This window comes from Streptomyces sp. NPDC044044, from assembly GCF_056434405.1.
The window spans coordinates 490753-513055 of sequence record NZ_JBWKFG010000004.1 but is presented as its reverse complement, the minus strand read 5'-3'; the positions used below and the strand labels follow the sequence as shown (position 1 = coordinate 513055).

Here is a 22303-nt window from a genome sequence, read left to right as displayed (position 1 = left end):
TCAGGCCTTCGGGATGTCGAAGTAGCGGGTGAGACCGGCGGCGAACGCCACGTCGCCGACGATCTTGATCTTGCGCATCATGAACAGCGTCACGGGGCTCGCGTTGCCGGAGACCAGCTTGAGGAACTCGGCGTCGGCCATGACGAGCGTGACGCGCGGCTCGGCGTCCGAGCGGCCCTCGCGGACGGCGCAGGTGCCCTCCTGGATGTCCGTCTCGTAGACCGCCTCGTCGATGCCCGTGATCTTCCAGCGGATCAGGGCCTTGACCGTGCCCGCGGACTCCGGCTTGAACTGGCGGCCCATGCGCCCGAACACCTCCCCGAGGACGCGGGCGCGCAGCTCGCCGTCCTGGGCGATCTCGGTGATCTCCTTGCCGGACAGGCCCTTCACGATCTTCGCGAACTCCTCGGGAGTGACGCTCGCGAAGTCCAGACCGGCCACACCTTCCGCACCGCCGACACCGTCCGCCATGGCAATCTCCTTACTCAACAGTAAACTTACTAAGGGGTAAGGTAGCCCCGAGTCTGGGAGGCTGCAAGGGTGACGGTCAACGGGAGAACTGAGGGACGGCGGCGGCGCGTTCCGCGCCAGGAGCGCGAGCAGCAGATCATCGACGTGGCGGTGACGGTCTTCGCCAAGCGCGGCTACCACGCCGCGTCCGTGGACGAGATCGCCGAGCTTGCCGGGATTTCCAAGCCGATGGTCTATCTCTACCTGGACTCCAAGGAGGGGCTCTTCCTGGCCTGCCTGCGGCGCGAGGCCGACCGCCTGGTCGCCGCCTTCCAGGGCGCCGCGCAGTCCGGAGGCGGTGCGCCCGAACTGCGCCTGCACGCGGGACTCTCGGCGTTCTTCGCCTTCGTCGCCGAGCACCGCGACAGCTGGATCGTCCTGCACCGCCAGGCGTCGGAGCTGAGCGAGGCGATCGCGTCCGCCGTCGCCGACGCCCGGCGCGCGGTGATGGCACAGGTCGCGGGCCTGGTCTGGGACGGCATCGCGGAGAGCGGGGGCGGCAGCCAACTCGACGACGAGGACGCCGACTTCGTCGCGCACGCGCTGGTCGGGGCCGCGGACTCGCTCACGGACTGGATGGGCGGCCATCCGGGCCAGTCGCCCGAGGGCGTCACGCTGCGGCTGATGAACATGGTGTGGGTGGGGATGGGGCGCGTACTGGAGGGGGAGGTCTGGGTGCCGTCGCCCGAGTGAGTGCCCCGTTGCCATCGGGGTCATCAGGGTGAGCCTGCCCCACTGCCATCAGGGTGAGCCCGCCCCGCCGTCGTCAGGGTGAGCCCGCCCCGCTGTCAATCAGGGTGAGTCCGCCCCTCTGACTTCTTCGCTGCACGCCCCATTGAACTTTCCCTTGAACTTTCCCTACGCTTGAGTAAGTTGACCTCCCAGTAAGTACGCACCGCATCACCTCTGCACGATCTCCGCACGTCAGCTGGTAGCCGGGAGCCGGGAGCCGTCATGGGCGTACGCAAGGATCTGAAACGGGCGCAACGCCACAGCGAGCTGGCGGACCGCGCCGCCGTGGAGCTCGTCCGGGACGAGCACGGCACCGTGCGCGAGGCACGTACGCCCCGGCTCGCGGCGAAGGCCACCGCGGGCAGCACCGCCGACATCCCCTTCGCCAACGCCGCCGAGGCGCCCGACGCGGTGGTCCTGCGCCGCAAGCAGGGCGGCCAGTGGCGTCCGGTCACCGCGGCGGCCTTCGCGCGTGAAGTCACGGCCACGGCAAAGGGGTTGATCGCCGCCGGGCTCGAACCGGGCGGCCGGGTCGCGCTGATGTCCCGTACGCGGTACGAGTGGGCCGTACTGGACTTCGCGATCTGGGCGGCGGGCGGGCAGACCGTGCCCGTGTACGCGACGTCGGCGGCGGAACAGATCGAGTGGATCGTGCGGGACTCCGGCGCGACGCTGCTGATCGCGGAGACGGCGGAGAACGTCACGACGGCCGGGACGGCGGTCGGGGAGCTCGCCGCACCGCCGCGCGTCCTGTGCGTGGACGACGGCGCACTGTCTGAACTCGCCTCCCTTGGTGCTGAGTTGTCCGACGAGGAGGTGACCAAGCGGAGGTCCGCCCTCACCCCGGAATCCATCGCCACCATCTGCTACACGTCGGGCACGACCGGCAAGCCCAAGGGCTGCGTCCTCACCCACGGCAATCTGCACGCCGAGGCCGCGAACACGGTCGACCTGCTGCACCCGATCTTCAAGGAGATCACGGGTCAGGTCGCCTCCACGCTGCTCTTCCTGCCGCTCGCCCACATCCTGGGCCGCACCATCCAGATCGCCTGCATGCTCGCCCGGATCGAACTCGGCCACTGCCCGAGCATCAAGCCGGACGAGCTGCGCCCCGAACTGCGCTCGTTCAGGCCGACGTTCGTGGTCGGCGTCCCGTACCTCTTCGAGAAGATCCACGACACGGGGCGCGCGACCGCGGAGAAGATCGGGCGTGGCGCGTCCTTCGACCGGGCCGAGGGCATCGCGGTGCGGTTCGGAGAGGCGTATCTGAACAAGTTCCTCGACCGAGGCCCCGGCCCGTCCATCGGCCTCCACCTCGGCTGGGCGCTGTACGAACTGCTCGTCTACCGCCGCATCCGCAAGGAGGTCGGCGGCAGACTGCGCTACGCGATCAGCGGCGGCTCGCCCCTCGACCGGCGCCTCAACCTCTTCTTCTACGCCGCCGGGATCATCATCTACGAGGGGTACGGCCTGACGGAGACGACGGCCGCGGCGACCATCACGCCGCCGCTGAAGCCCCGCCCCGGCACGGTGGGTCTCCCGGTGCCGGGCACGGCCGTGCGCATCGCGGACGACGGCGAGGTGCTCATCAAGGGCGGCATCGTCTTCGGCTCGTACTGGAACAACCCGGCCGCGACGGACGCCGTGCTGCGGGACGAGTGGTTCGCGACCGGTGACCTGGGGGCGCTCGACGCCGACGGCTATCTCAGCATCACCGGACGCAAGAAGGACATCATCGTCACGTCCGGGGGCAAGAACGTCTCCCCGGCGATCCTGGAGGACCGGCTGCGCAGCCGTGCGCCGGTCGGTCAGTGCATCGTCGTCGGCGACAACCGTTCGTACGTCGGGGCGCTCATCACCCTGGACCCGGAGGCCGTCGAGCACTGGCTGACCGTGCGCAAGCGCCCGAAGGACACCCCGCTCGCCGAGCTGTGCCGCGACCCGAAGATGATCGCGGAGATCCAGAAGGCCGTGGACTACGCCAACTCGGCGGTCTCGCGGGCCGAGTCCATCCGCAAATTCTCCCTGATCGAGGGCGAGTTCACCGAGGACAACGGCCTGCTCACCTCGTCACTGAAGATCAAGCGGCATGCGGTGGCGGCGGCGTACGAGCGCGAGATCGAGGCGCTCTACGGCGAGTGAGGGGGCTCTGCTCGCCGGGCGCCTGGTCGACGGCGCGGTCCTGACGGCGGCGCGGTCCTGACGACGGCGCCTCCCGCGTCGACCGGGACCGCCGCCGGGTTCCTCGACACCTTGCGCCTGGGCGGCGAGGCCGTGGTGACGACGGACCCGATCAGTTCCCCGCGTACAAGGGCGAGTCCGGCGAGTCGGCCGGCAGCGGGGTGCCCTGGCCGACGACGGTCGGCGGGTTGGTGCATCCGGATGAATCTCGGCTGAGGCGCGATCCGGATTCTTTCGGAATTCGGCGGCCCGGGGATGTCGAGAACGTGTCACCGGCTCCGTCCCAGGGGTATCAGCGGCCACCACCGGCCGCGCGAGGCAGAAGAGGCAGAAGGAGAAGCCAGCATGGCCATTCAGCGGATGGACAACGTCGGCATCGTCGTCGAGGACATGGACGCCGCCATCGCGTTCTTCGTGGAACTCGGTATGGAGCTGGAGGGCAGGGCGGAGGTCAAGGGCCTCGTCGCCGACCAGTGCACCGGGCTCGACGGCGTCCACTGCGACATCGCGATGGTCCGGACCCCGGACGGCCACAGCCGGCTGGAGCTGTCGAAGTACCGCAGCCCTGCGGCGACCAGCGAGGGCCCGCGCAACAAGCCGCACAACATCCTGGGCACGCACCGCGTCATGTTCGCCGTAGACGACATCGAGGACACCGCTGCCCGCCTGCGCCCCCACGGCGCGGAACTGGTCGGCGAGATGGCCCGGTTCGAGGACAGCTATCTGCTCTGCTACGTCCGCGGCCCGGAGGGCATCATCGTCGGCCTGGCCCAGCAGCTGGGCTGACCCTGGGCGCGGAAGCCCCGTGGACGCCCCGCGGAAACCCCGGCAACGGCCGGGACGGCGCCGGACCGCCCCCACGCTGACCTGGGGCCGGTCCGGCGCTTATGTGCCCGCTACCGGCCGCCCGCTACGTTGCCCGCACCAGCAAAAAGGCCCTCCCGGAGGGAGTGCCGAACAGGGATCGTATGAAGCGCCCCCGGCAGGACTCGAACCTGCGGCCAAGCGCTTAGAAGGCGCCTGCTCTATCCACTGAGCTACGGGGGCCGGATGGTGGCCGGTGGCCTGGAGCCCGGGTGGGGACGAGCCGTGACCTTGCCGGGGACAAGGATAGGGCTCCCGGGTCCTTGTCCCTGGTGCTTCGCCTCCGAGGCGCTATGTGGAGGTTCAGTGAAGCGGTCCTGATAATCGCAGGCAGGTGCGAATCCCGCATCGCTTTTGGCGTCTCACGCCCCGGGTGTTGTGCACTCGTTATGCCTGCGCCCCAGTCGCCCCTTCCGTCCCGAGTGTCCGATCGGCGCGCAGGGGTGCCCATATGCTTCAGAAAGCCATCAAAATTGGGCATTCTTCGCATGTGGTGACCTTGGACGTACGGCCTCAACTGCTCGACGCACTCTCCGCCCTGCGCGAGCGTGTCGCCGCCGCACGCTTTCCGCTCCCCCTGGCGGGGGCGCCACGCGCGCGTGCCAACCGGGACGAGCTCCTCGCCCAGCTCGACGACTACTTGGTGCCCCGCCTGCGCGCCCCCGAAGCGCCGCTGCTCGCCGTGATCGGGGGATCCACCGGGGCGGGCAAGTCCACCCTGGTGAACTCCCTCGTGGGGCGGCAGGTCAGCGAGGCGGGGGTGCTGCGGCCGACGACCCGGACGCCGGTCCTTGTGTGCCATCCGGAGGATCATCACTGGTTCGCCGGAATGCGCGTACTGCCCGACCTCACGCGCGTGTGGGTGCCTCGTCCCGAGCCCCTGGACGAGGAGGACGGCGAGGGCGGCGACGGGTGCGAGGACCTGCTGGCCATCGGGCCCGACGGCGAGCGCGCGCTGCGTATCGAGACCGCGGAGACCCTGCCGCAGGGGCTCGCGCTCCTGGACGCCCCCGATGTCGACTCGCTCGTCTCGGACAACCGGATCCTCGCCGCCGAGCTGATCTCCGCCGCCGACGTCTGGGTCATGGTGACCACCGCGTCCCGGTACGCGGACGCCGTGCCCTGGCATCTGCTGCGTACCGCCAAGGAGCACGACGCCACCCTCGTCACCGTCCTCGACCGGGTGCCGCACCAGTTGGTGGCCGAGGTGTCGCGGCAGTACGGAGCGCTGCTCGCCAAGGCGGGCCTGGGCGATGTGCCGCGCTTCACGGTGCCCGAGCTGCCCGAGTCCGCGGGCGGCGGCGGGCTGCTTCCCTCGACCGCCGTCGCGCCGCTGCGGGCCTGGCTCACCCACCGGTCCCAGGAGCCCCATGCGCGCGCGCAGGCCATCGCGCGGACGGCGCTCGGCGTCATCCAGTCCCTCAACGTGCGGGTCCCGGAGCTCGCGGGCGCCGTCGCCACGCAGTACGCGGCCGCACTGCGGCTCACCTCCGCCGTGGACGAGGCGTACGGACACGAGCACGCGCGCGTGCGGGAGCGCCTGCAGGACGGGGCCGTCCTCGCGGGTGACGCGCTGAAGCGGTGGCGCAGCTACCCGCTGGACTGCGGCGCCGGCGAGCTCCTCGACGCCGTCTCCGAGAGCCTGGAGGCGCTGCTGCTGTGCGCGGTGACCGCCGCCGACGAGCGGATCGACGAGGCGTGGCGGCGCGAGCCCGCCGCGGCAGCCCCCGGCCTCGGCGACCGCGACCGGGACGCCGAGAGCGCCGAGCACCGCATCGGGATGGCGGTACGGCGCTGGCGGCGCGTCCTGGAGGAGTACGCCGAGGACGAGGTCAGCGGGCTCGACAGGATCGACAAGAACTTCGTGCCCGACCCCGAGGTCGTCTCCGCCCTGCTCGCCACGGCCCTGCTCGGCGGAGCCCGCGGACGTTCGGCGGGCGAGACGCTGGCCGAGCGGATCGGCGCCCAGGGCGCGCTCCGGCTGCGGGACCGGGGCGGACGCCTTCTCACCACCTACCTGGACAACGTCCTGGGCGCTGAGCGCGAGCGGCGCCTCGCCCCCCTCGACGTCCTCGACGTGAACCCCGAACCCCAGGCCGATCTGATCGCCGCGCTGTCCGTACTGCAGAAGGAGAGGTGACCGCGGTGACTGCCGTCACTGATCACACCGAGCACGAGCACGAGCGTGAGCGCGAGCATGGGCGTAAGCACGAGCGCGATCACGGGCGTGAGCGCGATCACGAGCGTGAGCGCGATGAGCTTTCCGACGGGACGCCGAAGGCGCCCGGGAGCGCTGCCGCGGACGACGGCGCCCGTAGCGGCTCCGAGAGCGTCTGGGACGACGGGCTGATCGCGCGTCGGGGCGGTGCCGGTGCCGGGCGCGGTGGGGCGACCGAGGGGCCAGGGGGCGGCGCCGACGCGTATGCCCCGGCGGGGGCGCCGTCCGAGGCGCCGTCCAGTACGCCATCCGGTGCTCCCTCCGGTACCTCATCAGGTACCTCGTCCGGTGCTTCGTCCTCGTCCGGTGTCTCCACCGCGTACGAAGGGCCCCTGCGCGCCCGTCTCGACGCCCTGCGCGAGCTCGTGGGGCTCTCCCGCACCCGGCTCGACAGCGCCACGCTCGCCGAGGCGGGGCGGGTGCTCGACGAGGCCGCGGCCCGGCGCAGGCTCTCCGGCAGGCACACCGTCATCGCCATCGCGGGCGCCACGGGGAGCGGCAAGTCGACGCTGTTCAACGCCCTGGCCGGGGTGACGATCTCGGAGACCGGCGTGCGCAGGCCGACCACGGCGGCCCCCATCGGCTGCAGCTGGACCGACGGCGCCGCCGGGCTCCTTGACCGGCTCGGCATCCCCGGACGGCTGCGCAGGCGCCCTCTCCAGGGCCCGGACGCGGCCACCCTGGAGGGGCTCGTCCTGATCGACCTGCCCGACCACGACTCGGCGGTCGGTGAGCACCGCGCGCACGTGGACCGGATCCTCGAACTCGTCGACGCGGTCATCTGGGTCGTCGACCCCGAGAAGTACGCCGACGCGATGCTGCACGAGCGCTATCTGCGGCCGATGGCGGGCCACGCAGAGGTCACGTTCGTCGTGCTCAACCAGGTGGACCGGCTCCCGGGCGACGCCGCCGACCAGGTGCTCGACGATCTGCGGCGGCTGCTCGACGAGGACGGCATCGCTCTTGGCGAGCACGGCGAGCCCGGTGCCACCGTGCTCGCCCTCTCCGCGCTGACCGGCGACGGAGTCGGTGAACTCCGCGATTCGCTCGGCCAGTTCACCAAGGAACGGGGCGCCGCCGCCCGGCGGATCGCGGCCGACCTGGATGCCGCCGCCGACCGGCTGTGGCCCGTGTACGCGGCCGGGGCCGGGGCGAACGGGGGCCGGGGCGGGGCGCGGATCGGGCTCAGCGAAGAGGCGCGCGAGGAGTTCGCCGACCGGCTCGCGGACGCGGTGGGCGCGGCGGCCGCGGGTCAGGCCGCCGAGCGGGCCTGGCGGCGCCACGCGGGCAAGGCGTGCGGGACTCCCTGGCTACGGCTGTGGCGGTGGTACGAGGCCAAGCGCGGACCGCAGAACTTCGGCTGGCCCGTGCCGCAGGCCCCGGCGGACGAGGAGGCAACGGCCCGGCAGCGCGTCGAGCACGCGGTGCGCACGGTGGCCGACGAGGCTGCTTCCGGGCTGCCCCAGCCCTGGGGGCAGGCCGTGCGGGAGGCGGCGGTGCGCGGCGCGGAGGGGCTGCCCGAGGCGCTCGACCAGCTGACGGCGCGGGCCGGGGTGCCGGAAGGCAGGCCGCCGCGTCCCGGGTGGTGGCCGGTCGCGGTCCTCGCCCAGGCGGCGATGACGATGCTCCAAATCGTGGGCGGGCTCTGGCTGGTGGCACAGATCGTCGGCATCGCGGTGCCGAACCTCGGTGTGCCGGTGCTGCTGATGCTGGCGGGCATCGTGGGCGGTCCCTGCGTGGAGTGGGGGAGCCGGATGGCGGCACGGGGGCCGGCGCGGCGCTACGGCCTGGACGCGGAACGGCGGCTGCGGGAAGCGGCTGCCGGGTGCGGGCGGGCGAGGGTGCTTGATCCGGTGGCGGCGGAGTTGCTGCGGTACCGGGAGGTTCGGGAGCAGTACGTGAGGGTGACGGGGGCGGCGGTGGGCTGAACGGGGCGTGGCGTGGCGGCCCTGTTCGCGCGGGCAGGGCGCCCCGTGCGGGTGGGTCGGCGCCACGCTCGCGTGGGTCGGCGCTCCGTGCGGGTGGGTCTGCGCCCTGTTCGGGTGAGGGAGTTTTCCACAACTGCCCGGTAGACCACAGGACTCAGCGGGATTCCTCCGGCCGGTCCACTCTGAGATCGACGCCGCGGGACCGACCGCCGCGGCAGCGGAAGCGGAGTGGACGAGGGAGGGGTTCGGCATGAACGAGACCTTGGTGACGGTGGTGGGGAACGTCGCGACGACGCCGGTGTTCCGGGAGCTGCCCTCGGGGCCGGTGGCACGGTTCCGGCTCGCGGTGACGGCGCGGTATTACGACGCGGTGCAGAACGTCTGGGCGGACGGGCACACCAACTTCTTCACGGTGTGGGCGAGGCGGGCGCTCGGCTCGAATGTGCAGGGTTCCCTGACGATCGGTGAACCCGTCATCGTGCAGGGGAAGTTGAAGGTGCGTGACGAGGAGCGGGGTGGCCAGCACTGGACGTCGGCGGACATCGACGCGATCACTGTCGGCCACGACCTCTCGCGCGGGACGGCGGCGTTCCGGCGCGTGCTCAAGGCGAACGCGGCGCTGACGGAGCCGTCGGCGGTGCGTGATCCGGAGCCCGAACCGGTGGGGTGATGGTCCGTCAGGCGCACGGTGAGCGGCGTGCCAGTGGCTGGCTGCGGGCGGGCTGCGGGCGGGCCGCGGGCGGCGGCGGGCCTCGGCGACCGAAGTGCGGCTTATCGGGGAGTGGATGCCCGAATGGGTTCCGTTGATTTGTCGATAAGCCCAGCTCGGAAAGGTTGTTGGCGATAACGATTCCGAGTCGGATCGGTTATCGAACGGTAGGACTGGGGACCGTGGTCTGCCGCGTCCCTAGGATGCCGAACGTAGCTAACGGGGCAGTTGGTAGTGGATGCCACGCAGGTGGCAGGTGATTCTGCCCCTTTCAATCTGCTGGCGGGATCACCCCCCTCGAAGTGAACGGGTCCCGTCCGGAGGGGAATTCTGTGTCTTTTGCGCGTTCTGTGTTCGATGCGTTCTCTGCTCTCTCCGGGGGCCGCGCGTGCTCTGCGCCGTCCCGGCGGAGACGGGGCGCCGCGCGCCTCGCCGCGGTGACGCTGGCGACCGGGGCCGTCGCCGCGGGGGCGATAGCCACCGCGGGTCCTGCCGTGGCGGAAGAGGTTCCGCAGCACCGGGGCGGAGCCGTCGCGACGCTGGGCGGGCTGCAGACGTACGACCAGGCCGTCATCCGTGACAACGGGACGAGCCAGCAGGTGCCCGCCGGACTCTTCGAGATGTCCGTGGACGGCGGCGGCACCCTGCAGACGTACTGCATCGACATCCAGAACCCCACGCAGAAGGACGCGAAGTACCAGGAGACCCCCTGGAGCGGCACTTCGCTGAACGGCAACAGGAACGCGGGGAAGATCCGCTGGATCCTCCAGCACTCCTACCCCCAGGTGAACGACCTCGCCGCGCTGGCCGGCAAGGCGGGCGCGCGGGCACTGACCGAGCAGGAAGCCGCGGCCGGCACACAGGTGGCGATCTGGCGGTACTCGGACGGCGCCGACGTGGCGGCGGTCAACCCGCAGGCCGAGAAGCTCGCGGACTACCTCTACGAGAACGCACGCGGCTCGGCGGAGCCCAGGGCCTCGCTGACCCTCGACCCGCCCGCGGTCTCCGGGCGCGCGGGGGAGCGGCTCGGTCCGGTCACCGTGCGGACGGACGCGGACGCGGTGTCGGTGACGCCTCCCGCGGACTCGGCGACGAGCGGTGTGAAGGTGGTCGGCAAGGACGGCAAGCCCGTCACCTCGGCGGTCAATGGCAGCCAGCTGTTCTTCGACGTCCCCAAGGATTCCGCGGACGGCTCGGCGGCACTCGCCGTCCAGGCGTCGACGACGGTGCCGGTGGGCAGGGCCTTCGCCTCCGAGACGCGGAGCCAGACGCAGATCCTCGCGGGCTCCAGTGAGTCCACGGTCTCCGCGACGGCGAGCGCCACCTGGGCCAAGAAGGGTGCGATACCGGCGCTGTCCGCGGAGAAGAACTGCGCCAAGAGCGGCGTGGACATCACGGCGAGCAACCCGGGCGACCGGCCGTTCACGTTCCGCCTCATGGGCCTCAAGCACACCATCGATGCAGGCACGTCGCGGACGGTGACGATCCCGCTGCAGGAGGACCAGCCCTACGACTTCACGATCAAGGGACCGAACGGCTTCGAGAAGCGGTTCAAGGGCGTGCTCGACTGCCAGACCGAGGGCAGCACGATCGGCAACAAGGCGGAACCCGTGGCGGACCCGAGCCCCGCATCGGCGGGCGGCACCGGCACGGGCGGCGGCGACCTCGCGGAAACGGGCGGCTCCAGCGCGACACCGATGATCGCGGCCATAGCGGTCCTCATGGTGGTGCTCGGCGCGGCGGCGATGTTCCTGCTGCGCAAGAAGAAGGACCCGACGGCCACGGACGCACCGACGGAGGACTGACCAGCCCCGGCCGGACCCCCTGCGAACGCGACTGCGAGGTCGCTCGACAGCGCCCCATACTGACAGCCGGTAGCGGGTCAACTACCCAAGTGGCCGGTGAACGTCCAGGTCATGGCCCCCCGGCCATACTGGTTTCCCCCGGTAGGTGGCCGTCAGGCAAGATGGGGTGTATCTGCCCACTCACTGATTGCCGGACGGTTTCTCTTGGCTGAGTACATCTACACCATGCGCAAGACGCGCAAGGCGCACGGCGACAAGGTGATTCTTGATGACGTCACCCTGAGCTTCCTTCCTGGCGCCAAGATCGGTGTCGTGGGTCCCAACGGCGCCGGTAAGTCCACGGTGCTGAAGATCATGGCCGGGCTCGAGCAGCCGTCCAACGGTGACGCGTTCCTCGCTCCCGGGTTCAGTGTCGGCATCCTCATGCAGGAGCCCCAGCTCGACGAGACGAAGACCGTTCTGGAGAACGTCCAGGACGGCGCCGCCGAGGTCATGGGCAAGCTCAAGCGCTTCAACGAGGTCGCCGAGCTCATGGCGACGGACTACTCCGACGCGCTGATGGACGAGATGGGCAAGCTCCAGGAGGACCTGGACCACGCCAACGCGTGGGACCTCGACGCCCAGCTCGAGCAGGCCATGGACGCGCTCGGCTGCCCGCCCGGCGACTGGCCCGTCACCACCCTCTCCGGTGGTGAGAAGCGCCGCGTCGCGCTCTGCAAGCTCCTCATCGAGGCGCCCGACCTGCTGCTCCTCGACGAGCCCACCAACCATCTCGACGCCGAGTCGGTGAACTGGCTGGAGCAGCACCTCTCCCAGTACGCCGGCGCAGTCGTCGCGGTCACCCACGACCGGTACTTCCTCGACAACGTCGCCCAGTGGATCCTGGAGCTCGACCGCGGTCGCGCCCACCCCTACGAGGGCAACTACTCCACGTACCTGGAGAAGAAGGCCACCCGCCTCAAGGTCGAGGGCCGCAAGGACGAGAAGCGCGCCAAGCGCCTCAAGGAAGAGCTGGAGTGGGTGCGGTCCAACGCCAAGGGGCGTCAGGCCAAGTCCAAGGCGCGTCTGGCTCGCTACGAGGAGATGGCCGCCGAGGCGGACAAGATGCGGAAGCTGGACTTCGAGGAGATCCAGATTCCGCCGGGCCCGCGGCTCGGTTCCATCGTCGTCGAGGTCGAGAATCTGTCGAAGGCCTTCGGCGACAAGGTACTTGTCGATGATCTGAGCTTCTCGCTGCCGCGCAACGGCATCGTCGGCATCATCGGTCCGAACGGCGCGGGCAAGACCACGCTGTTCAAGATGATCCAGGGTCTGGAGCAGCCGGACTCCGGCAGCATCAAGATCGGTGACACGGTCAAGGTCAGCTACGTCGACCAGGGCCGCGCCAACATCGACCCCAAGAAGACGCTGTGGGCCGTCGTCTCCGACGAGCTCGACTACATCAACGTCGGCCAGGTCGAGATGCCCTCGCGGGCGTACGTCTCCGCCTTCGGGTTCAAGGGTCCGGACCAGCAGAAGCCGGCCGGCGTGCTCTCCGGTGGTGAGCGCAACCGCCTCAACCTGGCGCTGACCCTCAAGGAGGGCGGCAACCTGCTCCTCCTCGACGAACCGACGAACGACCTGGACGTCGAGACCCTGTCCTCCCTCGAGAACGCGCTCCTGGAGTTCCCGGGTGCGGCCGTGGTCATTTCCCACGACCGGTGGTTCCTTGACCGCGTGGCCACGCACATCCTCGCCTACGAGGGTGAGTCCACCTGGTACTGGTTCGAGGGCAACTTCGAGTCCTACGAGAAGAACAAGGTGGAGCGGCTCGGCGCCGACGCGACCCGTCCGCACCGCGCCACCTACAAGAAGCTCACCCGGGGCTGAGACTGACATGAGTCGGCATATCTACAGCTGCCCCCTCCGGTGGTCGGACATGGATGCCTTCGGGCACGTCAACAACGCCGTCTTCCTGCGGTACTTGGAAGAGGCGCGGATCGACTTCATGTTCCGGCTCGCACCGGGGGACGGCAGCCCGTCGTTCTCGGGCGGGTCCGTCGTGGCCCGCCATGAGATCGACTACGTACGGCCGTTGGTCCACCGGCACTCGCCGGTGACCATCGAGTCGTGGGTGACGAAGATAAGCGCTGCCTCGCTCACCATCTCGTACGAGGTCAAGGACCCGGAGCAGGTCTATGTGCGGGCCACGACGGTCGTCGTCCCGTTCAACCTGGAGGCGCAGCGGCCGCGGCGGATCACCGCCGAGGAGAAGGCCGTGCTCCTGACCTACATGGACGACGACGGCGATGTCGCCGGGGGCTCGGAGGCGCTCGTCGCATGACGGCGCAGCTGCACTTCGCCGACGCCGGGGAGGCGGGGGATCTCGCCGCCTTCCTGGCCCGGCTCATCCACTACGACAAGGCAGCCGCGGTCCGTCTGCAGGCGGCGGGCGACACGCTCGCCGTGTTCGGCCGGCCGCCGTCGTTCGAAGTGCTCGCCATCCGTACGGCGCGGCTCGCGAAGCCGTACGAGTACGGGATCGAATCCCTGCTCGATGTCACCGTCTCCGCCGGTGAACTCCTCGAATTCGTGGGGGAGTCGGCCCAGTCCGTCGAGTCGGCCGGGGTGGCCTCCGTGCCGCAGGCCGTCACCGGCCCGCCGTGGGCCGGGGTTCTGCCGCCCCGGGGCGGCTGGCAGCCTGAGCAGGGGCTTCCGTCGGTGGACGCCGTGCGGGGGCTCGTGGCGGCCGCGGTCGCCGAATTCAAGTCCCGGGTCGAGGAGTTGCCGCAGGAGCGGCGGATCCGGGCGGAACTCGACCAGCTGGGCCGGGAGATCTGGTCCCGCACCATCGGGGACACGGGCCTGCCCGTGCGGGCCGCGCATGCCGCGCAGGCCCTGGGATTCCTGCGGGGGGACTCGCTCGACCTGCTGTCGTCCGGGCCGTGGCTGCGGCTGCGCACGAACTACGGATCGATCGCCGTGCGCCGGGCCGGCGTCGGAGGGCTCTCCGTCACGCCTGCGTGAGCGGTACGTCTGCGTGAGCGATGCGCCCGCCTGCGTGAGCGGTACGCCTGTGTGAGCGATGCGCCCGCCTGCGTGAGCGACATGCGCGCGTGAGCGACATGCGCGCGTGAGCGACATGCGCGCGTCAGTTCTCGTCGTCCGGCCACACCCCGATGTGATCCCGTTCGAGTTCGAGCGCCACCCTGTCCCGCATCTCCAGCGCCGCCGTGTACTCGGCGGGCAGCTGGAGACGTCCCGCGCGGTCCAGCATCGCGTACTCGCGTGAGGTCACGGACTCCTGGCCCGTCGACGCGTCCACCTCCGTGCGGCGCAGGACCTCCGTCGAGGTGCGGCCGTCGCGGATGGCGACCGTGCGGCGGACCTCCGAGGCGACCGCCTGGTCGTGGGTGACGATGACGATGGTGGTGCCGAGCTCCTCGTTCGCTGTGCGGAACGCGGCGAAGATCTGCTCGGCGGTGTGCGAGTCCAGCTCGCCGGTGGGTTCGTCGGCCAGCAGGACCGACGGGTTGTTGGCGAGGGCCACCGCGATGGCGACACGCTGCTGCTGACCGCCGGAGAGCTGCTGCGGGCGTCGGTCGCGGACGTCGGACACCGCCATCAACTCCAGGAGTTCCGCAGCGTGTTCGGCCTTCCGTGCGCGTGACTCGCGGCGGCCTCCCTTCAACTGCATGGGCAGCGCCACATTCTGTGCGGCCGTCAGATACGGCAGCAGATTGCGTGCCGTCTGCTGCCAGACGAAGCCGACGACCTCCCTGCGGTAGCGCAGCCGCTCCTTCGCTCCCATCGCCAGGAGATCGCGGCCCGCCACCCGGGCCGAGCCCGCGGTCGGCTCGTCGAGCCCGGCGAGGATGTTCATCAGGGTCGACTTGCCGCTGCCCGATGCGCCGACAAGAGCCATCAACTCGCCCTCACGGACCAGGAGATCGAGCCCCTGGAGCGCCTGCACCTCGACGCCGTCCGTGGAGAAGATGCGGACCAGGCGGTCGCAGGTGATCAGCGCGTCGTGACCGTAGGCGGGGCGGTCGCGGTGGGCGGTGGCCCGTGCTTCGAGATCCGCGAGCGAGGACATGGTGGCGGTGCGGGTCGTGTCGGGCGTCATCCGGTTCTCCTGTCTCCTGTCTTCACCGCGTCAACGCACAAACGTGTCGACGCACAAACACGTCGACGCACAAACACGTCAACGCGTCAGCTCGGTCGCGGCCGTGCGCCGCGCGGTCCACCACGCCTGTACGAAGGCGACCCCGGCCGTGAGGATCACCACGCCCGCGGCGGGCAGCAGCAAGGACCAGGGATCGGCCCGCAGCGTCACGTCGCCGAGCCCCGCGAGGGCGCCGCGTGTCGCGAGGGCGACATGGGCCAGGTCGACGCCGGGCGCGAGCAGCGCGATGGCCGCCCAGCTCGCCAACGCCCCGCCGCACGCCGCGAGCAGCGCCTGCGGCAGCGACTCCAGGACCAGCAGGCGACGGCCCTGGCTCCTGCTCAGGCCCAGGGTGCGCAGCCTGGCCAGGAGCGCGGCCCGCTGCGGGGCGGAGTGCAGGAGGGCCAGCAGGACGGCCAGTACGGCATATCCGGCGCCTGCCGCGACCGCCGCCGTGTAGATGCGCTCGGCGCCCGACTGGAGCGCGGAATCGGTCAGCGAGGCGCGCTCGGCGGCGCGGAACGTCGCGTCGACATCGGCGCCCGCGGACCGCGTGGCCCGGGTCAGGGCCGCCGTGTCGATCCGTTGCCCCGGGGCGCCGGTGGCCAGGAGCGCGGTGTCCGCGGGACGGTCGAGCCGGCCGCGGTCGATCAGGAGGAACGCGCTGCCCGTGGGGAGGGCCGGGGTGCTGTCCCGGACGGCCCGGACCGCTGCCTTGAAGGACCCGGTGGGGGTACGGAAGCTGTGCGCGCCCTTGCCGAGCCGCCGGGCCACGTCCGGCGACGCCACGGCCGGAAGGGTGGCCCGGCGGTCGTCGCCCGCCGCCAACTGGTCGTCCCCGAAGGGTCCGAGGCCGGTCGCGCGGGTGAGCCGCGCGTACACCGCCGGGTCGACCGCGACCAAGGGGACGGTCGTCCGGTCGGGCAGCCGCAGGTACCAGTCGATGTGGACGGCCGCCACCTCCCGTATGCCCGGCGTCCCGCGGATCTCGGCGGCGAGCGCGGCGGGCAGGGTGCCGTTGGCTCGGTCCACGCGGACGTCCGCGCCCACCGCCAGGAGCGCCGTGCGGTCGCGGGCGTCGGCGATTCCGGTCAGCACGGAGCCGCCGAACGCCGCCGTCGTCAGGGCGAGCAGCAGGCCGAGCAGGGGCAGCGCCTGGGCGGCGGACGCGCGGCCCGCGCTCGCCGTCGACAGGAACCCGAGGGCGCCGCGGCGGCGGGCGAGCGGGCGCGCGAAGAGGCGCAGGGGCAGCGGATAGAGCCGTACGAGAAGGAGCGCGGCGATACCGCCGACGAGGAGAGGCGCGGCGCTGACCAGCCACCCCGCCGAGCCGCCCCCGCCGCCCGGCTCACCGGAGTCCCCGAGCCCGCCTCGCCGCAGCGTCGCCACCGCCCCCACCGCCAGGACCAGCAGCACCAGTTCGGCCACCGTGCGGCGCCGCGAGGGGCGTGCCGTCACCAGATCGTCGCGGCCCTCGTGCGCCCGCTGCCCGCGGTGGGCGAACGCGGCACGGACCGGGAGCGCGGCGCAGGCGAGTACGCACACCCCGGCCGCCGCGAGGATCGAGGGCCACACGCGCGCGTGCGGCACGACCAGGAACGCGAGCAGCAGCCCCAGGGCGGCGGCGGGCACCGCCACCACCGACGTCTCGGCGAGCAGCCGCACCGCCACACCGCGCACCGACGCACCGCGCGCCCGGAGCAGCGCCAGTTCGCTCCGCCGTCGTACGGCGGTGAGTGAGCAGGTCATCAGGAGGACGACGACGGCGACTCCGCCGATGCCGTACGCGGCCACCGCGACGATCGGTGTCACGGCGTCGCGCAGCCCTTCGTACCCGGCGAGAACCTTGTCGAGCTCGGTGGAGACCATCGCGTCGTCGTGCGTGAAGCCGCGCAACTCGGTGCGCAGCGGCCCGCCTTCGAGCGAGGTGATGTGCTGCTGCAGGGCGGGGACGTCGCCTGCGGTCAGGGCGCCCGGGTCGGGGGCGAGACGCCAGTACCGCTGCGGGTTCTGGTCGACGGCGGGCAGGAACGACCCCGCATCGGGCGCGAGGAGCAGAGCGGCATGCCAACGCCTCTTCGGCTCCTGGGCGTTGTTGCCCGGCACGTCGATCAGCGAAGGGGTGCGCAGGATCGGGTCGTACGACCAGTAGGCACCCTTGGGGCGCAGCGGTTCGACGATCCCGGTGATCCGTACGGTGACGCGCTCGCCGAGCACGGTGTCCACATGGACGGCGGAGCCGGCCCGGAGCTTCATGGCGCGGGCGGTCTCCACGGTCACCGCGGCCTCGACCCGGCGGCTGTCCGAGGTCAGCCCCTCGCTCTCGGGGAGCCGCCCGTCGCGCACGTGCGCGTGGGCGTCGACACCCGCCTGCGCGGCCAGGGTGAACTGCGGGTCGATCAAGTCGGGGCGGGGCAGCCAACGGTCGAGCCCCGCGGGCGGTTCGAGGGTCTGCGCGCCGTACGCGGACTGCGCGCGGTCGACGCGGAGGGGCCGGGGCATGGCCGCGACGACCTGGCGGTACCGCTCGCGCAGAGCCGTGCCCCGCAGCGCGTCCTCCCGCTCCCGCTGGTCCACTTCGAGCCCGGGGGCGGGTGCGCCGAGCTCGATCCCGGTGCGCGCGGCCCCGGCTCCGGCGACCGCGTCGCGCACCCCTTCGCCCTCGTACGCGTCGACCGCGCGCGGGAAGACGGCGGCGAGGAAGGCGGTGGCGAGCACGAGCAGCGCGAGCGCGATGGCGGGCAGCGGCGCGGCGCGCAGGCGGGTGCGGGTCCAGGGCGCAACGGGGTTGGGGCGCACGTCAGTTGCCTCCCTCGTGCCGCAGGGACACCGTCGGGTCTCCCCGGCGCAGGGCGAGGGCCATGATGATCAGGAGAGGGACGGCCGCCGTCGCCGCGAGGAGCGTGGCCACGTGGGGGAGCGGCAGCTCCACCAGGACCGGCGGGACCGGCTGGGTGGCCTCGCCGGTGAGGACGATCAAGGGGACGACCGCACGGGTCAGGACCGCGCCGAGAGCCATGCCCACCAGCAGGGCGAGGCCGAGCAGGAAGCCCTGCTCGGCGGCGATCAGGCGGGCCAGTTGACGGCGCGGGGCGCCCAGCGCGCGCAGCACCGCGAACTCCGCCGAGCGTTCCCGCAGCGAACCCGCCGCGCTCACGGCGAAGCCCACGGCGGCGAGCGCGGCGGCCGCCACCGCCACGGCGAGCAGCGCGGACTGCGGTCCCGCGCCCAGCGGGTCGTCGCGCAGCTGGGCGGCGATCTCGTCCCGGACCAGGACCTGTTCGGGGTCGATGTCGGGGCGGGCCCGCAGGGCGGCCGCTGCCTGGGTGGCGGCGCCGGGGCGGGTGGTGAGCCACCATTCGGTGGGGGACAGGGGCCGCTCGCCGCCCCTCTTGAGCAGCGTGTTCACGGCAGGCAGGTCGAGCAGCAGAGCCCCGCCGTCCGACGCGTCCGCATCCTCGGCCCCGTCGGCGGCCCCCGTGGTCGGCAGTTCCGCCACGGCCTTGACGACGGTCACCCGCAACGAGCCGCCGCCCAGCGGCACATCGATCCGGGAGCCCACGTCGGCCCCGCTGGAGCGCAGGAACCGCTCGGTGACGACCGCCCCGGGCTTCGGTGACCTCAAGGCCTCGGCCATCGCCGCCCGTTCCCCGCGGTCCTCGCGGATCAGCAGCCCCGGCACCGCCCGCGCGCCGTCCAGGGCGAGCACCGTCGCCTGGCGGTTGCCCGAGAGGTCCATCGTGGAGCGCGCGACGGGCGCGGCCTTCCGCACGCCCGGCAGGGACGCGTAGACCTCGGGCTGCCGCTGCTCGGGGACCCGGCCGCCGAGCACCCTGATCTGCGTACCGGCCCTGAAGTCGGCCTGGTCCTCCTGCGAGCGGTCCCAGGACGCGCTCTGCCCGATCGCCAGCATGCCCATCGCCACGGCGAGCACGAGCAGCAGGACGGGCCCCGCGCCCTGCAGCGGACGGCGGCTCAGCTGCCAGCCCGCGAGCGCGCCGGGAAGACCGCGCCCCCGCGCGGCCTGCCGCTCGGCGATGCGCGCGGCGGGCGGCAGCAGGCGCAGCGTCACGACCGTGCCCGCGAGGAGCGCGAGGGCGGGCGCGGCCACCAGGAGCGGGTCGATGCCCAGAGCCCCCGCGCCGTCGTCGCTCAGCGCCCCCGAGCCGGACGTCCTGCCGTCCAGCTGCCAGTACGCCACCGCCGCGATCACCAGGAGGCCCACGTCGGCGCCCGCCCGCAGCGGTGCGGGCAGCGCGGACGCCCGCGTCCGCCGGAGCGACCCGGTGTTCGCCGAGAGCGCGGGCGCGACCACCGCGAGCGCGCAGCCGAGGGCCGCGACCACGCCGATCAGCCACACGTCCGCGCCCGCCGTCCCCTCAAGCCGCACCCCCGTCCTGGCCAGCGCTCCCTGCCCCGCGAGCAGCCGGGTCAGCGGGCCCGCGAGCAGGGGCGCGAGCAGTGCGGCGGGCAGCGCGAGCAGCAGGGCCTCGACCGTGGCGAGCCAGACCACCCGGCCGCGCGAGCCGCCGCGCGCCAGGAGCAGGCCCGTCTCGCCGCCGCGCTCCCCGCTGAGCAGCCGGGCGACGAGCAGCAGCGCGTAACCGGCGAGCATGATCAGCTGAAGGGCGACGATCAGCAGCGTCGAACGGGACACCAGGAGCGCGCGCTCGGCCCGGTCCAGGACATCGGGCAGTGCGGTGCTCGCGCTCGGACTGCCGCCCAGGGAAGGGGACTTCACCAGCGCGGCCGGTCCGCTCTTCGCCGCCGCGCGCAGTGCGGCGACGCGGTCCGTGGTCATGGCGGAGAAGTCCGCCGTGGCCAGCCACTGCGTACGGTCCGCCGAGACGTGCCCCAGGGCCGAGGGGTCGGCGAGCAGCGGCCCGTACGTCAGAAAGACGCTCTCGCGCACGCCGCGGCCACCGAGGTCGTCCAGCTGCCAGTAGGGCTCGGTGCGGTCGGCGGGGCGGTACACGCCCGTCACCCGGACGGTGACCTCCGGTCCGGTGAGCCGGTCGGTGAGGGTGATCGGGGCGGAGCCGGGGCCGAGCTTCAGACGGGCGGCGGCCGCCTCGGGGAGGGCGACCTCGACCTCTTTCCCCGCGCCACGCGACTTCTCGTACGGAGAGGGCCAACTGCCCTTGGTCAGACGGATCCTGGACCGGTCGAGCGCCGCGAGGTGAGTGAGGTCGGGATCGGCGCCCGCACGTGCGCCGGGCAGGGCATAGGGCCCCGAACGGGACAGCGACCGCAGCCCCACCGGCAGCCCGTCGAACGTGCGCCGCGCGGCCTGACGCACCGCACGGTCCGCCGACTCCTGTGCGCCGGGCGGCACTTGGGCCCGCACGACGAGCGAGGCCGGCGCCGCCGAGCGCGTCCGCAGACTGTGCCGCAGCGCCACGTCGCCGATGGAGCCGGAGAACGCCGTGAGCGTGGCCAGGACCGCCGTGGTGAGCAGGACGGCGAGGAGCGCGGCGGCAAGGAGCAGCCGATGCGCGCGCACGCGCAGAAAAAGGAACCCCGTCACAGCCCCCGCGACCCCCCGTGCCCGTGCCGTACGCTTTCGCCCCCGAAAGTCTGTACGGATGCTTTCAGAGTGCAGGCAGTTCGGGAAGGGGGATGGGCAGGGGGATGGGCAGGGCGCGGAGAGCTGTCAGCCCTCGGAGTTGACCATGGACGCCGCCGCGTACGTCAGGTAGTTCCACAGCGTCCGCTCGTGCTCCTCGGAGAGCTTGAGCTCCTCGACGGCGGCCCGCATGTGCTTCAGCCAGGCGTCGTGCGCGGCCCTGTCGACGGTGAACGGCGCATGGCGCATGCGCAGCCGGGGGTGGCCGCGGTTGTCGCTGTACGTGCGGGGGCCGCCCCAGTACTGCATGAGGAAGAGCGCGAGGCGCTCCTCGGCAGGACCCAGGTCCTCCTCCGGGTACATCGGCCGCAGCAGCGGGTCCTCCGCGACCCCTTGGTAGAAGAAGTGCACCAAGCGCCTGAAGGTCTCCTCGCCGCCGACCTGTTCGTAGAAGGTCTGCTCCTGAAGCGTGCCGCGCGGGATCTCTTTCACACCGTCCATGGTCTCAGACGGGGCGACCGAGGACGGAAGACTTAGGACCCCCGGCCTCCGGACCGGCGCTCACACCCTCCGGACCGGTACTCACGCCCTCCGGACAGGGACCGATCTCCTCCGGATCTGTACGTCCTGCCGCTCGCATCGCGGGCCATACCGCAGCACAGTGGCTATATGGGACCCACAGTCGACCCCCTTCTCGCCGCGGAGGCCGGATCCGCCCTGGTCCGGGAGATCGAGGCCAGCGGTGCCTGGGAGCGGGACCCCGAGCTGCGTGCGGCGTTCGAACATGTCCCGCGGCACCTGTTCGTGCCGTACTACTACGTCACATTGTCGGGCGGCGGCCACGAGCGCCTCTGGGGCGAGGATCCCGACCCCGCACGCCGGGCACGCTGGCTGCACGGCGCCTACGCGGACGCCCCGCTCGCCACCCGCGTACGCGACGGAGAGCTGCTCTCGTCCAGCAGCCAGCCCTCCCTGATGGCGAAGATGCTCCAGGAGCTGGATCTGCGCGACGGCGACTGCGACGTCCTGGAGATCGGCGCGGGCACCGGCTACAACGCGGCCCTGCTCGCCCACCGGCTCGGCGAGGAGCACGTCACCACCGTCGACCTGGACCCGGAGATCACCGAGTCCGCGCGGCGGCATCTCACGGCCGCGGGGTACCACCCGGCCGTCGTCACCGGCGACGGCACCGCGGGGTGCCCCGAGCGCGCTCCGTACGACCGGATCATCGCGACCTGCACCCTGACCTCCGTGCCGCGCCCCTGGCTGGCCCAGTGCCGCCCCGGCGCCCGCATCCTGGCCCCGCTGGCCACCGGCCTGATCACGCTTACGGTGCGGGACGGCGAGCACGCCGAGGGCCGCTTCCTGCACACGCCCGCGTACTTCGTTCCGCTGCGGGGCGGCAGCGGAAGGGCCCCGCACGAGCAGCACCTCGGGGGGCTGCCCCGCAGGGCCCTGCAGAACGAACTCTTCCGTTTTCTGCTCGAACTGACGGCCGGGAGCCTCGATCCCTACGAGGCCCTCGCCCTGTGGCAGCGCGAGAACCGGCCGGTGCGCGAGCGGTTCGGGGTCACCGTCCGCGGGCCGCACGAGTGGGCCTGGCTGGACGACCCCGAAGGGCCGTACGCCTGGCCACTCGCGTGAGC

16 protein-coding genes and 1 tRNA gene are annotated in these 22303 nt (G+C 72.1%); 11 read left to right on the top strand and 6 right to left on the bottom strand.

Annotated elements, in window-relative coordinates:
- Entirely contained in the window at positions 1–471 is a 471-nt protein-coding gene (locus tag AC07AG_RS17945) for an SCP2 sterol-binding domain-containing protein (protein ID WP_478756024.1), read from the bottom strand.
- Positions 472–540: 69 nt separating this feature from the next.
- Here AC07AG_RS17945 and AC07AG_RS17940 point away from each other — a divergent pair, with 69 nt between their 5' ends.
- The 3 genes from AC07AG_RS17940 (at position 541) to AC07AG_RS17930 (ending at position 4209) form a co-directional block, all read left to right on the top strand.
- Positions 541–1203: a TetR/AcrR family transcriptional regulator gene (locus AC07AG_RS17940; protein ID WP_478756023.1), complete on the top strand. Its 663-nt coding sequence runs from the start codon at positions 541–543 to the stop codon at positions 1201–1203.
- A 261-nt stretch (positions 1204–1464) separates the two neighbouring features.
- A complete protein-coding gene (locus AC07AG_RS17935) occupies positions 1465–3384 on the top strand; it encodes an AMP-dependent synthetase/ligase (protein WP_478756022.1) in 1920 nt (639 codons plus the stop codon).
- Positions 3385–3768: 384 nt separating this feature from the next.
- A complete protein-coding gene (locus tag AC07AG_RS17930) occupies positions 3769–4209 on the top strand; it encodes a VOC family protein (RefSeq protein WP_478756021.1) in 441 nt (146 codons plus the stop codon).
- A gap of 188 nt (positions 4210–4397) precedes the next feature.
- On the opposite strand, the gene AC07AG_RS17925 is transcribed toward AC07AG_RS17930, so the two are convergent.
- A tRNA-Arg gene (locus AC07AG_RS17925) sits at positions 4398–4470 on the bottom strand.
- Between the two features lie 268 nt (positions 4471–4738).
- On the opposite strand from AC07AG_RS17925, the gene AC07AG_RS17920 reads away from it, so the two are divergent.
- The 7 genes from AC07AG_RS17920 to AC07AG_RS17890 all read left to right on the top strand — a co-directional run bounded on the left by AC07AG_RS17920 (position 4739) and on the right by AC07AG_RS17890 (position 13953).
- Positions 4739–6427: a GTPase domain-containing protein gene (locus AC07AG_RS17920; RefSeq protein ID WP_478756020.1), complete on the top strand. Its 1689-nt coding sequence runs from the start codon at positions 4739–4741 to the stop codon at positions 6425–6427.
- 5 nt (positions 6428–6432) lie between these two features.
- Complete coding sequence (locus AC07AG_RS17915) at positions 6433–8433, top strand: YfjP family GTPase (RefSeq protein WP_478756019.1); 2001 nt, start codon at positions 6433–6435, stop codon at positions 8431–8433.
- A gap of 250 nt (positions 8434–8683) precedes the next feature.
- The gene (locus AC07AG_RS17910; RefSeq protein WP_478756018.1) at positions 8684–9103 is read left to right on the top strand and encodes a single-stranded DNA-binding protein; all 420 of its coding nucleotides are present in this window, start codon (positions 8684–8686) and stop codon (positions 9101–9103) included.
- A gap of 389 nt (positions 9104–9492) precedes the next feature.
- Positions 9493–10947 (top strand): Cys-Gln thioester bond-forming surface protein, encoded by a 1455-nt coding sequence (locus tag AC07AG_RS17905; RefSeq protein ID WP_478756017.1) that lies wholly within the window; start codon positions 9493–9495, stop codon positions 10945–10947.
- A 204-nt stretch (positions 10948–11151) separates the two neighbouring features.
- Positions 11152–12816 (top strand): energy-dependent translational throttle protein EttA, encoded by a 1665-nt coding sequence (gene ettA, locus AC07AG_RS17900; protein ID WP_478756016.1) that lies wholly within the window; start codon positions 11152–11154, stop codon positions 12814–12816.
- Between the two features lie 7 nt (positions 12817–12823).
- A complete protein-coding gene (locus AC07AG_RS17895) occupies positions 12824–13270 on the top strand; it encodes an acyl-CoA thioesterase (protein ID WP_478756015.1) in 447 nt (148 codons plus the stop codon).
- Entirely contained in the window at positions 13267–13953 is a 687-nt protein-coding gene (locus AC07AG_RS17890) for a DUF8185 domain-containing protein (RefSeq protein ID WP_478756014.1), read from the top strand. Before AC07AG_RS17895 ends, AC07AG_RS17890 begins: the two co-directional genes overlap by 4 nt.
- Before the next feature lie 124 nt (positions 13954–14077).
- Here AC07AG_RS17890 and AC07AG_RS17885 read toward each other — a convergent pair whose 3' ends face one another.
- The 4 genes from AC07AG_RS17885 to AC07AG_RS17870 form a co-directional block, all read right to left on the bottom strand.
- The gene (locus AC07AG_RS17885; RefSeq protein ID WP_478756013.1) at positions 14078–15052 is read right to left on the bottom strand and encodes an ABC transporter ATP-binding protein; all 975 of its coding nucleotides are present in this window, start codon (positions 15050–15052) and stop codon (positions 14078–14080) included.
- A gap of 78 nt (positions 15053–15130) precedes the next feature.
- Positions 15131–17890, bottom strand: a complete 2760-nt coding sequence (locus tag AC07AG_RS17880) for an ABC transporter permease (protein WP_478756012.1) — start codon at positions 17888–17890, stop codon at positions 15131–15133.
- Between the two features lies 1 nt (position 17891).
- Positions 17892–20618, bottom strand: a complete 2727-nt coding sequence (locus tag AC07AG_RS17875; protein ID WP_478756011.1) for an FtsX-like permease family protein — start codon at positions 20616–20618, stop codon at positions 17892–17894.
- 126 nt (positions 20619–20744) lie between these two features.
- The gene (locus AC07AG_RS17870) at positions 20745–21158 is read right to left on the bottom strand and encodes a globin (protein ID WP_249589865.1); all 414 of its coding nucleotides are present in this window, start codon (positions 21156–21158) and stop codon (positions 20745–20747) included.
- A gap of 168 nt (positions 21159–21326) precedes the next feature.
- On the opposite strand from AC07AG_RS17870, the gene AC07AG_RS17865 reads away from it, so the two are divergent.
- Entirely contained in the window at positions 21327–22301 is a 975-nt protein-coding gene (locus tag AC07AG_RS17865; RefSeq protein WP_478756010.1) for a methyltransferase domain-containing protein, read from the top strand.
- Positions 22302–22303: the final 2 nt, after the last annotated feature.

Coding starts and splice junctions, on each gene's coding strand:
- AC07AG_RS17945 (WP_478756024.1), bottom strand. CDS start 471: ATGGCGGACGGTGTCGGCGGTGCGGAAGGTGTGGCCGGTCTGGACTTC.
- AC07AG_RS17935 (WP_478756022.1), top strand. CDS start 1,465: ATGGGCGTACGCAAGGATCTGAAACGGGCGCAACGCCACAGCGAGCTG.
- AC07AG_RS17930 (WP_478756021.1), top strand. CDS start 3,769: ATGGCCATTCAGCGGATGGACAACGTCGGCATCGTCGTCGAGGACATG.
- AC07AG_RS17920 (WP_478756020.1), top strand. CDS start 4,739: ATGCTTCAGAAAGCCATCAAAATTGGGCATTCTTCGCATGTGGTGACC.
- AC07AG_RS17910 (WP_478756018.1), top strand. CDS start 8,684: ATGAACGAGACCTTGGTGACGGTGGTGGGGAACGTCGCGACGACGCCG.
- AC07AG_RS17895 (WP_478756015.1), top strand. CDS start 12,824: ATGAGTCGGCATATCTACAGCTGCCCCCTCCGGTGGTCGGACATGGAT.
- AC07AG_RS17890 (WP_478756014.1), top strand. CDS start 13,267: ATGACGGCGCAGCTGCACTTCGCCGACGCCGGGGAGGCGGGGGATCTC.
- AC07AG_RS17885 (WP_478756013.1), bottom strand. CDS start 15,052: ATGACGCCCGACACGACCCGCACCGCCACCATGTCCTCGCTCGCGGAT.
- AC07AG_RS17870 (WP_249589865.1), bottom strand. CDS start 21,158: ATGGACGGTGTGAAAGAGATCCCGCGCGGCACGCTTCAGGAGCAGACC.
- AC07AG_RS17865 (WP_478756010.1), top strand. CDS start 21,327: ATGGGACCCACAGTCGACCCCCTTCTCGCCGCGGAGGCCGGATCCGCC.